General features: G+C 70.2%; 1 pseudogene. It reads left to right on the top strand.

Annotated features, from left to right (window positions below):
• Nucleotides 1-567 (top strand): annotated as a pseudogene (locus FREUN1FDRAFT_RS39295) (hypothetical protein); the annotation flags it as partial.

Genomic DNA, 567 nt, shown 5'->3' with positions numbered 1-567 from the left:
AACAGGCCGCCGAAGCGCCACCCCGGAACAGTGCCGCTCCTTCGTCATCCAGGACAAGGACGGCCAGGACGTCACGGTGACCGTCCTCGGTGCCCACGAGCTGACCGGGCAGGGCCGCGAGGCCCTCGGCCAGCTCGTCCGCGCCGCCGAGGAGCGGTTCCGTGCGGACCTCGATCCTCTGCTGCGGGTTGTCGCCGAGGGCGTAGCCGAGCGGGCGCAGAAAGAGGGCCTCACCCTTCGCCAAGCCGCACAGGCCGCCGAGGTGACGCCCGCCGCGCTGTCCCGCATTACCCAGGGCGTCGGTGGGACGACCTACGTCGACGACCTGCTCTGCCTGGCCTCCTGGGCCGGCCTCGACATCGTCGCCGTGCCCCGCGATGACGAGCCGTTCCAGGTACCACCGAGGCCCGAGAGCGACACCATCCACACCTGGTTTGGGCTGTCGTACAGCAACTACCTCGTGCTGCCCCGCTCCCTGCTGCAGTCCATGCCAGACCGCTGGCAGGAACCGTTCGTCCGGCTCCTGGAACAGCTGCGCGCCGCATACCAGGACGTGGAACAGGCGCC

It is taken from the genome of Parafrankia sp. EUN1f (assembly GCF_000177675.1).
Lineage (GTDB): Bacteria > Actinomycetota > Actinomycetes > Frankiales > Frankiaceae > Parafrankia.
The sequence above is the reverse complement of the archived record's forward strand: the minus strand, read 5'-3'. Positions and strand labels throughout refer to the sequence as shown.